We start from the raw sequence: 10,869 nt of genomic DNA, 5'->3' as shown, positions 1-10,869 counted from the left end.
AAAAGGGTATACTCTATCCTTGTGTTTAAACAGTTCCCCTGAATATCTTCAGCATCGTGTTTTAGATAAACTTTATTCATAAGCATAAACTCCCATTTGATTTTGTAGTTCCTCGGACAGTTCAAAATATTTTTTATACTCTCCTTGATAATAATCTCTATCATCTCTAGCATCATAGAGTTCCTGCTTTGTTAATTCTAGATTGGTTTTTAGATTACTGGATACTTGTTTTTCTTGTACTAGGGCAATTCCTAGTAATAATGATAATAGCGCTAGAGCGGCTAAAACAGATACTTCTATACGTTTCATTACTATACCTTTTTCAGATAATCGCCACTTACCCATCCGCTAGGAATACGAGCAAATCCGTTTTTCCATTCCTTTACAGTAACACGCGTACCCTTGTTTAGACATCCATCTTTATCATAATCATGTTTTTTTGCATCAACTGTTAATTCATTATATGTTTTTCTTCTATAATTTTCTCCAGGACCAGTACGAACACTTAAATCATTGGCAGTTACTTCATATGTTCCTAGTGATTTTGATGCATTAGAGGGCTTATTTTGGCTTGTAGAAGAACCATTAGAAACAGCTTCACTAGAGATATATCTATTTCCATTGTAATAAGCTGCTAACCATCCTGATGGTGTTCTGATCCAAATATCATCACCGTTTTTTGCAACTTCTAAGCATGAAACTCTAGTACCTTTATCTAAAGCCCCATCTCCATCAGCATCATGTTTTCTACCGTCTACAGTTAATTCACTGTGAGATTTAGCTCTATAGTTTGTACCAGCTCCTGTTCTAACTTTCAGTTCAGTTTGTAATGTATAAGTCTTACCAGTTGTATATCCTTCACTGGTTTGTGGTTTAGTAGGTTTTACAGTGTTGCCATAACTAACATTTACATTACCATTTGCAATGCAGTCAGTAACATCAGCTCTAAAATCATTCATTGTGTATCCTACGAACTTCCACCAGTGATCAGGATCACCATGATTAGAAGCAACACCCTGTGAATGACCTTCTTTATGTGAAATAATGTCATTAGCAGTTAATCCATACTCTTTACATAAATAAGCATATAACTCAATCATATTTTTAATAGCAGCATCAAAATACGCTTTATCTGAATAATCAGCAGGTTCACACATTTCAACACCAATCATATTATCATTACCTGAACCACCGCAGTGCCAACCTCTATAATTCCATGGCAAAGTTTGAATATCCTCTTTATCATCTACAAAAGCATGAACACATACTTGTCTACCAGCAGGTCTTGGAGTATTCCATGCTTTTGCAAAACCAGCAGCAGACACATTAGGACACGCAGTAGAGTGAACCATTAACTTTGTAACTTTAATAGTTCTGCCTGCTTTATAACATTCATTGTTTACTAAAAAGTTTTGTTTGATTTCCATTTTGTTTTTCCTCCTGAATTTAATTTAAAAGAGCGGAATCATTCCGCTCCGTTTTCTACTCTCAATGGAAGCTGCTGCACTTTGTTATATAATCTTTCTGCTGTTCCATTACCGTCTAAAGCCCTGTAGGGGTTATAAAGGTAATCCAGTTCCTTTAGATCATCAGCAGTAACATAACCGATTATCAGCAGTCTCTCGCAAAAACGAACGATACGTTCATGTAACATTGCACATAGCGCCTCTTCCATAACAATTTGTCTTTTAGCCTGGTCTAATTTCTCCTGCTCTCTTTTTTCTTCGAGTTTTTTTCGACTTTTCTTACTGTCTCTGGAATTAGTTACAAGATAACCAACTGCAGCAGTTAAGACAATAGACCATGTACTCATTAAAAATTCTTGCATCAGGATCTGTTACTCCTCTTTTTTATTTTCAATAATTCGAGTAAAAGCCTGATGCAATCCGGTACTAGCTAAACCGCATACTGTACCGGCTACAACTGTTTCTACTGTTACATTTCCGGATACAATGCAGTTTAATGCAGCACCCTCAAAAAACACAACTGTAGGAATCCATTTATTATCAACATCTTTTACCCATTTTTTTACAACATATCCGGTTGCTAGACATCCGGCCATTACGACCGGAACAAAATAATTTGAAATAAAACCTAAATCCATATTTTACCTTCTTTCTGGACGAATTTTCATGCCATCCCGAGGCAATATAAAAAGACATATTTCTATGCCTTTAATAATTTTAATTTACTAGGGATTAAGGAACAGTATGTAGTTTATTCTTATACTGCCAGTATACGTTGCTCCTAAATTAACTTTAAGCGCGTTATCGTGCCATATCGTACCAATCACAGGTGTGTCTGTTGCACTGCCATCACCATTAGAAACAACACATATCAGTTTTGTTGGATCAATCGCTGTAAGATTAAACAACGCTTTTAACTCTGCTAAAGTAAAAAGTGTTCCACGATTAGAATAATTTATATTAATTACTTTACTGTCCCTTATGAAATTAAATACTGCATCTCCTTTAGAATTTAAGAATCGTGCCATAAATTTACTATTTCTAACAAAATATCCTAGTCTTTTAATTTTACTAAATAACTAATCGGTAAGACATGTCCGTTTACAAATCCACTTCCTTTTACAATAAAGTTTACATTCTTTTTGCTGTCATTCCACCCAATCTGTGCATAAGCCCTATGCACCTGATCTCGAGGATTAGAAGCGTTCCCAACAATACTAAAAATAACTTGTTCAACTTCTTTACTAAAGCCAACAACTTTAGTTAATGTATCAGAACTTTCATATGTTAGATTTGCTTGACCGATAATATAATTATCTAGATTTAATATTACTTCGCCGTTTTGATTTTTAAATTTGCCCATAACCAAGCAAACAGCTTTTTGATCATGCTAATTAAATTTAATTCTTAGTGTATTCGATAATACCGTAAATACGGCCTGTAGCCCACGCATTATAAAATCTTATATAATTTGCCTTTAATGATGTAATTAAAAGACAGTTGGTCCATTTGTTCTCAGATTCAAAAAATACATATGGCAGTGAAACAATCGTACCATCGCTAAAAGTGCACTTTAAATCAAATTTTACATACTCGGCAACGTTTAGATTATGTGTATAATCATAAGACGATGAAGATATGTTAAAATTAATATATTTTCTATAAATTTTCTTCCCGTCTATCCAGTACATACCGGTAAAACTTTCTTCACTGCTGTAATTTAAATTTAATATGATATTTTCATCTTTATTAACAAACTTAGGCATGATCTGCACCTCTAATCATAGAGATACAGCTGTTATGCTGCACCTCCCTTTTTAGAGATATAATCCGAAGACTGGATACTATTTTTCTTGTTAGTAAATAGTACCCCCCCCCCCGCAAATTTCATTGAATTAATCATATTTTTTACCTCTCTTTCTTTTCTTGGAGAGGTACTTTTAAGTGCCCTGATATTAATATCCGATTACTCTCAAAATATGTTCTTCCACTGCATCAACTGCATTTCCATTAATAACCTGAGTACGGCCAGAAAGTGATACATTTTTTCCACTAAAAGCCAGCTGACACCGATAAACAGTAGTAACACCATTTATAGCCTGTGCACGTTCCAAATGCATCTTACTGTCTTTAGATGGAATCATCATATCCGAACACTGCCCCAGAGTAGAATGCGGACGCCATATAACTTCTAAATAGTCATAATTGGTGTAATCATCTTTTAAAGTAAAACTGCTTGTTGTATCACCGTCAAATAAAACAGTTCCCAACAAAATTTTTTTACCACTCGAATCTTTAAGTTTGCCCATAAAGGCATTTAGACTGTTTTAGTTTAATACCTTCCATAAACAGCTGTTAAAGTTGTTGTACTATTTACACTAGCACCGCTCCATAATGCAGTCATAATCGTCAAATATTTAGTTTCTTGAATATATGAAGTAAAATTGCATGCAATAACTCTATAATCGATTGGAACACCACTACTCATTATTTTCCCATCAGAAACCGGCATTATAACCGCTTTATCATTCAATACAACAATTAATTCTTTAAATTTTAACGCGTCCTCTTTCAAAGTGACAGCATGTTCATATCCGTTACGACTTCCGCTCCATAGCAAAGCATCTTTAAACAACTCATTACCATTTTTATCAATTAGTTTAGGCATTAAAACCACGTGACAAGTCTAAATGCTTGTCACCACCAGTCTTGTCAAAAATAAAAAGGCACTTTTGCAAGTACCTCTTAATAATATAAATACACGCTGTAGCGTGTGTGTGTGTGTGTGTGTGTGTGTGTGTGTTCAACCCTACCGGGTGTTTCACACTCTTGATAAATCGTTTATCCATCAAATTTTCTCCTATTCCTCATAGTATACCGCTAATCCAAGTGTTTCTTTATGATCATTAAGCACATCGATAAGCTTATTAATATACTGTATTGTAATTTGAATTTCACTCCATACTTTTGCGATATCGCCTGGGTCGCTCATATTCAGGTCAGGCGGAACTGTAATCTTTGTAGGGATGCTAACTGCCAATCAGATCACCCCATTTGAAACGTTCCTTAAGACTTCCCCAGGTTAAATTTTTCTTAATCCAGTCCCATGTGATTATATCAACCTGAACAACTAATCTTTCGCCAGGACCGACAGTTTTTTTAGAAAGTGTTACATCATATATACGGTACTTTGCCATTTACCTCACCTCAATTTTAAATTTATTTTTAATTATTTCATCAGCAATTTCATATACTGCTCTCATGCTGTAGCTTCCTGCTTCATCAAGTGCAAGCATAAATGTAAGATCATGTTCATCAATCGTACATTCTATCGCCTTTATTAATTCACCATATTGCAATATCTCTATATATGCATTTCTTATTACAAAGACATCATTTTTTCTGCTGTGCACATACAGTCTTATTTTTCTTTTTTCGCCTTTCAGCATAGCTATTTCATCACACATGGAAGTACCTCCTTGACTGTGCATATATAGTCACTTTCAAAACAGATTTCAGAGCGGTATTTGATGATTGAAAGATGAAAGCACAGATTTGATGTATCAACCGTAAACATCGCAGTTGCTAAAAATCCAAGATTTCCAGCTTCATCATATGCATACAGATCCATTACATATTCACCGATAATATTGGACGGCACATTGACCGTCCAGCTATTATCATTCAATCTGTCAAAAATCACTTCAAAACTGTCTGTTTTTCCAATTACTCTTTCTACAGCCATATTTAAGCATCTGTAACCGTTACAGTGATGGTAAATGTCTTACCGCCGTCAACAGGGTTAGGAGTAATTACTACATCAGTAATTACGGGTGCTTTGGTATCAAGGGTAACTGTTCTTGAAATGACTGTTTCTTTGCCGGCACTGTCGCGTGCGGTAATAACAATAGTATTTGTACCTTCGGCCAATGTTAATTCCTTAGTAAAAGAACCATTGCTTTCTACAGTAACGTTTGCAGCGCTTCCAGAATTCAATTTGACCATTACTGTTACCGGACTTGATGTAGCATCATTTGTAGTACCGCTTAATGTCACTTTAGGATTGTTTGTAATTAATCCCGCAGCAGGGCTTGCAATATTTAATGTAGGCGGTACTGTATCAACCTTGAACGATACAGATTTTTGAACTGCTGCATTGCCGTCGTTATCACTCGCATCAAATTTAATTGTATGACTTCCATCATTTAAGGCAGTTCCTGGAGTATAAGAGCACTCATAGCCGCCGCTTACTTTATTTTTAGTTATTCCGGATGTAATCTTAGAACCGCTGTCAATAATAATACTAATGGAATCCGGATTAACCCCACTGTCTGCATCAGTAACTTTCCATGTTATCGTAGGCTTGTTGTTTATTAATGTAGCACTAGCACTAGGATAGATTGGAGTAATTACAGGTGCAGTTCTTTCCTTAACCACCAGACGAAGTTTTGTTCCCAAAGTCGGATCATCAGCATCTACTGTAGTAATATTATTTGCATTATCAGTAGCTTTTACTGTTACATTGTAATACCCGTTTGGTTGATTAAAACTGGAAGTATTCGGCGCTGTTACGGTCGCTTCATATTTACCAGTCTGGCTGTTTAAATTCAATGTCATTGAGACACCGTTAATAATTACCTGTACTGTTTTTAAACTCATTTAAATTTTCCTTTCTTTATTCTCTGTTTACATCTAATTTTCTAATTAAATCTTTAATATTTATATCGCCGGTATATACCGCTGCATTAAAAAGGTTAATTATAGCTTCTAAAGCTTCATGAAATGAAATAATATACTTAAACTGCCTGGTTACTTTAGTAATGTTTATTCCATCAATTTCAACCAGATAAAGAGGAAATTCATTCACCGTTCCACCGTTAAATGTATCACTCACAGTATGTTCGGGTATTTTCCCATCATTTCCGCCTTTTAAAACTCTAATATCATGTGTTTCTGTTACTCCATTAGTCTCAAAATGTGAAACTATCAGATCATATCTTTTTTGACCAACTATACCGTTTGAAATGTTTACTTCTTCATATGATCCGGGAACAATACGATAAAATCTGCCCTGATTGACAAAAAGTCCATCGTACAACTTTAAAATGTTGTTGCTTACAGTTTCGCATCTTATTTCTTCTCCATATTTAAATACTCCTTCATAGCCAAACCAGCAGTGATGAAGATAAGCATCTACCGAAGCCTGAACATTAAATCCGTTCAGTGTTATACTTTCTAACATTTATTCACCCACCTTGTATTCAAATTTACAGTTTGCTGCAATATCATTAACAGTTACTTTTAGTATTTTTTTAGTAATCTGTTCTTTAAATGAAAGCTCTGTAATTTCCTCTTTTGCACCTACAATATCAAACAATGAAGCATCATCGCTTGAAAATACAGCTTGAACGGTACTGCTTCCATTTTCTTTTTCCACTGCCTCTACAGCCCCTTCAATAAGTGAAGTTTCATCATCTTCACTCGAATTGTCATACAGATATGTTTTTCTGCAAAGCCCTTTATAATCATCATTTTTTGATGATGACCACGTTTTATCACTTTGAAGGTACAGATTAACCCTTAACCGCTCTGTCAATTCACCTTTTCCTAAAGCGATGATATGGTTATAACTGCTTTCAGGAGTCTGTGCGATCATTGTTATACCATACGATTTATCATATTGAAGCAGTTCAGATAAATCAACAATTGGAATAGCCTGAATATGCACTTTTCCATCATGAAACACAATATCAAGTCTTGATGGAATATCTGCTTTATAAAGCATTTTTTCAAGCGCATCTAAAAGATTCAGATCTCTAATTTGATAATTAACATTTATATCACTTAAGCCAACATTATCTACAGTAAAAAGACTATCGAAGTTGTCTCCAATAAGCTCATTTATCACACTGTTGGCCTCGCCTTTTGCTACAAAATACGCCTGACCTTCCGGGGGCTGTATGTACTCTTTTTCCAACATTCCTCTAAATGTTTTTCCAGTAAAGACAATTACATTTTTTGATGTATCGACCTTTTTACTGTCAATAATTCCACCGAATTCACTTTCCGATGAGTAAAATATAGAACCTTTATTAAATGCTTTATCCCATGCATTTATCGAAATTTCTAAAGAATAATCATTAGTCGCAGTTTTGAATTTTCCAACTTCAAAATCAATAGACGTATTTTTTAAAACACCGAGCTCCGTATAGTTGGAATCCGTATATATAAATTTCATTATATCCATCTTGGTTCACCACGCTTATCAAATATAACTATTTCAGCTTTAAATGTTCCATTCCATGTTGCGATACTAAGACCGGATGGAATTTTTGTAAAAAAATCGCCTCGCGATTTATCTCTGAAATTAAAAAGATTCCTTTTTTCACCATAATCTGAAAAGGCATATATTGTATTTTCCTCTGAGTTTATTTCCATGTACTCACCAGCACTTAATGTAGTATTTACCTGATAAAGTATTTCTCCTATTTTAATAAACGGATTACTGCATGGCCCGTAAACTCTTATGATAAAATCACTGTCTGCCGGGGAATCATTGATTATTTGAACTGCACCTTTTAAAGATGAATATACATACGGATAACAATAGCTGTACTGCTTTATACCTGTGTCATTCTTCGAATCACTGTACATTACCAGATTATATGTTTTTTCTTTAATCCAGTGCTGTTTTGGACAGTATATTCCTAATTCAATATTTGTTCTTGTCTGAATACCCGCAACACTTGTATTAGAAGATATTACATAGCATTTTATTTTATAATCCCCGTAATGAAGCGTTCCTGGTGTCTTAACTATACAATCATACTCAAATATATCGCATATTTTATTAAGCATGTTTTTTCTCTGTTCCAAACTGCCTTTCAATGTAAGGGTTATAGTATAAGTACAGTCACCCTTATCAATAACTGTAATATCATTTTCCTTGTTTGTATTCCATTTTCTCTGATGCAAATAACCGCTTGTTGGAAGTATATCGGCACCAATAAACTCCAGTATCTCATTTTTTGAATTTATATATTTTACCGTCATTCAAAAACAACCCCCAGTTCACGCAAAGCACGGGCAACTTCTCTATTGTTGAAATTCAAAACAGTTGTATCTTCTTTGTTTAAGATTAATTTCAACAGTTTAATGATTATCTGAAGCATACCGCTAAGATCGCCGCTGTTTTCACTCATATCAATGTTACTGAATTCTAACCCATCAGCTGCGATATCTAGTGTATTTCTAGACAGCTTATCCATTTCATCGTAAACCTCATCAGCACTTGCTTCGATACCTACTGCCATTCCTTTAGGGAGATACTTACCAACCTCATCGGCCATTACTCTTGATGGAGAATGTATACCAAAAAATTTCTTTATTCCTCCTACAATACCGTCAACGAATCCGCTTATTTTATCTAGTATCCAGTCTTTAACGTTCTTGATTCCTTCCCATAATCCTTTAACTACATTTTTACCGACATCTATCATTTTCGATGGAAGTGATTTAACACCGTTTACTACCCATGTTACGATTTTTCCAGCAGTTGTCTTTAGCCATGATCCCATTCCTGAAATACCGCTCCCCATTTGAGAAATAGCATTTTTCCCTAATGTAAACAGCTTACCAGGAAGAGAAAGTATCGTATTTACAATACTCTGAACCGCACCAAGGCCTTTTTCACCTAAAAATCCAAACATAGCAGAAATACCATCGCCTAAAAATGTCATTATCTGCCCACCTAGATTCAGCCACTGAAAAGCCATAAAAGTATCCCAGATTGCCTGTATAATCTGCGGTATATTAGCAACTAAAGTAGGAATCGCACTTAACAGCCCGGTAATCAGCTGCCATAATATTTCTGCCCCTTTGGCTAATATAGTTGGAAAATTTTCATTGATTATATTTGCAAAAGTAGAAATTATAGTAGGAACGTACTGTATTAAAATAGGTACAGCACTCACTATTCCACTTACCAGCCGGCTTAACAGGTCAAAGCCCATATTAATAAATTCAGGTGCTTTTTGAGCTAAACCGACACCAAAATTTTGAACAAACTGTAAAATCCGTGGAAGCACCACAGGTATATTTTTTACAAATCCATCAACAAGCCCGCTAAGCAGTTCATATCCCTTTTGAGCAAGCTGAGGAACTGCGGCAACAAGAGCAGTTCCAAATCCCGAAACAATATTAATAGCCATTGGAATTGCATTATCAAACAAAAAAGTTGATGCAGTTGATAGAAGATTTGACAGAGTACCGGTAACATCACCGCCAATAGCAACATTGCCTAAGAAATCCTGTGCAGCTGCTTTCATAGAAGCAAACGATCCGCTGAAAGTACTTGCAGCCTCCTTAGCAGTGGTTCCAGTGATTCCTAGATTGTCTTGGATAACTCCTATTGCAGTGTAGACATCCGCGAGATTACTTATATCATATTTTTGTCCGCTCAATTTTTGAGCATCAGACAACAGACGTTGCATTTCTTCTTTTGTTCCACCATATCCTAATTTCAGGTTATCAAGCATAGTATAATTCTGCTTTGCAAAACCTTGATATGCATTTTGGATATCCTGAATATTTGTACCGAATTTATTGGAATTGTCCGACATATCCCGCATTGCACGGTCAGCAGCAGCGGCAGCTTTTTCGGTGTCACCTTTAAGGCTTGAAATCAAAGAAGCAGAAAATGACGTTACATTTTCCATGTAGGCATTAGCACTTACTCCAGAAGTCTTATACGCCTCACTGGCATAAGCCTTCATTTTTTCTGCACTTCCCTTATAAAGTGTTTCAATACCACCTATGGACTGTTCAAGCGCTGCACCTTCCGTGAATGACGATGCAAGAACTTTCCCGATTCCAGCAGCAACGATTATCCCTTTAATTTTAGATGCGATTGAATTTCCGGCCTTTTCTCCAGCCTGATCCGCTTCATTTCCCATCGCATTTTCTAACGAACCCTTAATGCCGTTTGCCGAAGGTACAATCTGTACATATGCTTTTGCTAATTCTGTTCCGCTTGCCATACATCTGCCTCCTTCCCTAAAATTTTCAATTTTGCTTTTTCAAATTCTTCACCGCTTGAAAAAGATATATTTTCTTTAGCTTCGTTTTCAAACAGTGACTTAACGATCGATTTAGGCCTGTTAAATCCTTTCTGAGCATCTTTAGACTTTGTCCAGACTAATAATTTAAGGCTGTCCGCAATCACACCAAGAAGTATAGTTTCAAAAGGAACAGCAAGCCTGTTTTTTTTCATTTTTATTCTTGAATTTTCCCTCAGACCAACACAAAAAGTCGCGACCGTTAATACCGGAAGCGACTTATAATCAAATATACTGTATGTTTCAGCCAGATCACAAATAACTGCTGATTCATCAGTATTTATCAT

The 10,869-nt window shown here is 35.5% G+C and carries 19 protein-coding genes; all 19 read right to left on the bottom strand.

The features are described 5' to 3' along the window. Nucleotides 1–72 precede the first annotated feature (72 nt). Nucleotides 73–309: a hypothetical protein gene (locus tag KSU54_RS10720; protein ID WP_217746653.1), complete on the bottom strand. Its 237-nt coding sequence runs from the start codon at nt 307–309 to the stop codon at nt 73–75. Between the two features lie 2 nt (nt 310–311). Further along, a complete protein-coding gene (locus KSU54_RS10715; RefSeq protein WP_217746652.1) occupies nt 312–1,427 on the bottom strand; it encodes an N-acetylmuramoyl-L-alanine amidase in 1,116 nt (371 codons plus the stop codon). Nucleotides 1,428–1,465: 38 nt separating this feature from the next. Next, complete coding sequence (locus KSU54_RS10710; RefSeq protein ID WP_226814527.1) at nt 1,466–1,813, bottom strand: hypothetical protein; 348 nt, start codon at nt 1,811–1,813, stop codon at nt 1,466–1,468. A gap of 24 nt (nt 1,814–1,837) precedes the next feature. Beyond that, nucleotides 1,838–2,104 (bottom strand): phage holin family protein, encoded by a 267-nt coding sequence (locus KSU54_RS10705; RefSeq protein WP_217746650.1) that lies wholly within the window; start codon nt 2,102–2,104, stop codon nt 1,838–1,840. 87 nt (nt 2,105–2,191) lie between these two features. Next, nucleotides 2,192–2,494 carry a hypothetical protein gene (locus KSU54_RS10700; protein ID WP_217746649.1) on the bottom strand — a complete coding sequence of 101 codons (303 nt, stop codon included), beginning with the start codon at nt 2,492–2,494 and terminating at the stop codon, nt 2,192–2,194. 26 nt (nt 2,495–2,520) lie between these two features. Continuing rightward, the gene (locus tag KSU54_RS10695; protein WP_118144157.1) at nt 2,521–2,829 is read right to left on the bottom strand and encodes a hypothetical protein; all 309 of its coding nucleotides are present in this window, start codon (nt 2,827–2,829) and stop codon (nt 2,521–2,523) included. Nucleotides 2,830–2,866: 37 nt separating this feature from the next. Further along, complete coding sequence (locus KSU54_RS10690; RefSeq protein WP_217746648.1) at nt 2,867–3,232, bottom strand: hypothetical protein; 366 nt, start codon at nt 3,230–3,232, stop codon at nt 2,867–2,869. A gap of 189 nt (nt 3,233–3,421) precedes the next feature. Continuing rightward, nucleotides 3,422–3,775 (bottom strand): hypothetical protein, encoded by a 354-nt coding sequence (locus tag KSU54_RS10685; RefSeq protein WP_217746647.1) that lies wholly within the window; start codon nt 3,773–3,775, stop codon nt 3,422–3,424. Nucleotides 3,776–3,798: 23 nt separating this feature from the next. Further along, on the bottom strand, nt 3,799–4,134 hold the full coding sequence (locus KSU54_RS10680) for a hypothetical protein (protein ID WP_217746646.1): 336 nt from the start codon (nt 4,132–4,134) through the stop codon (nt 3,799–3,801). A gap of 192 nt (nt 4,135–4,326) precedes the next feature. Continuing rightward, the gene (locus tag KSU54_RS10675) at nt 4,327–4,506 is read right to left on the bottom strand and encodes a hypothetical protein (protein WP_118143810.1); all 180 of its coding nucleotides are present in this window, start codon (nt 4,504–4,506) and stop codon (nt 4,327–4,329) included. Beyond that, the gene (locus tag KSU54_RS10670) at nt 4,496–4,663 is read right to left on the bottom strand and encodes a hypothetical protein (protein WP_009300132.1); all 168 of its coding nucleotides are present in this window, start codon (nt 4,661–4,663) and stop codon (nt 4,496–4,498) included. Before KSU54_RS10670 ends, KSU54_RS10675 begins: the two co-directional genes overlap by 11 nt. After that, nucleotides 4,664–4,933, bottom strand: a complete 270-nt coding sequence (locus KSU54_RS10665; protein ID WP_118143809.1) for a hypothetical protein — start codon at nt 4,931–4,933, stop codon at nt 4,664–4,666. Beyond that, nucleotides 4,918–5,211 carry a PF13754 domain-containing protein gene (locus tag KSU54_RS10660; protein ID WP_118143812.1) on the bottom strand — a complete coding sequence of 98 codons (294 nt, stop codon included), beginning with the start codon at nt 5,209–5,211 and terminating at the stop codon, nt 4,918–4,920. The genes KSU54_RS10665 and KSU54_RS10660 overlap by 16 nt, the downstream gene beginning before the upstream one ends. A 2-nt stretch (nt 5,212–5,213) precedes the next feature. Further along, nucleotides 5,214–6,125 (bottom strand): Ig-like domain-containing protein, encoded by a 912-nt coding sequence (locus tag KSU54_RS10655; protein ID WP_217746645.1) that lies wholly within the window; start codon nt 6,123–6,125, stop codon nt 5,214–5,216. 16 nt (nt 6,126–6,141) lie between these two features. Then, complete coding sequence (locus tag KSU54_RS10650) at nt 6,142–6,708, bottom strand: hypothetical protein (RefSeq protein WP_118143807.1); 567 nt, start codon at nt 6,706–6,708, stop codon at nt 6,142–6,144. Further along, nucleotides 6,709–7,704, bottom strand: coding sequence for a Gp37-like protein (locus KSU54_RS10645; protein ID WP_217749034.1), 996 nt, complete (start codon nt 7,702–7,704; stop codon nt 6,709–6,711). It lies immediately after the preceding gene. After that, entirely contained in the window at nt 7,704–8,519 is an 816-nt protein-coding gene (locus KSU54_RS10640) for a hypothetical protein (RefSeq protein ID WP_217746643.1), read from the bottom strand. Before KSU54_RS10640 ends, KSU54_RS10645 begins: the two co-directional genes overlap by 1 nt. Next, on the bottom strand, nt 8,516–10,504 hold the full coding sequence (locus KSU54_RS10635) for a phage tail protein (protein WP_217746642.1): 1,989 nt from the start codon (nt 10,502–10,504) through the stop codon (nt 8,516–8,518). The genes KSU54_RS10640 and KSU54_RS10635 overlap by 4 nt, the downstream gene beginning before the upstream one ends. Further along, nucleotides 10,483–10,869: a DUF5361 domain-containing protein gene (locus KSU54_RS10630; protein WP_217746641.1), complete on the bottom strand. Its 387-nt coding sequence runs from the start codon at nt 10,867–10,869 to the stop codon at nt 10,483–10,485. The genes KSU54_RS10635 and KSU54_RS10630 overlap by 22 nt, the downstream gene beginning before the upstream one ends.

The sequence above is a fragment of the Erysipelatoclostridium sp. MSK.23.31 genome, from assembly GCF_019125875.1.
Taxonomy (GTDB): Bacteria; Bacillota_I; Bacilli_A; order Erysipelotrichales; family Coprobacillaceae; genus Thomasclavelia; species Thomasclavelia ramosa.
This window is presented reverse-complemented; position numbering and strand designations above follow the sequence as displayed.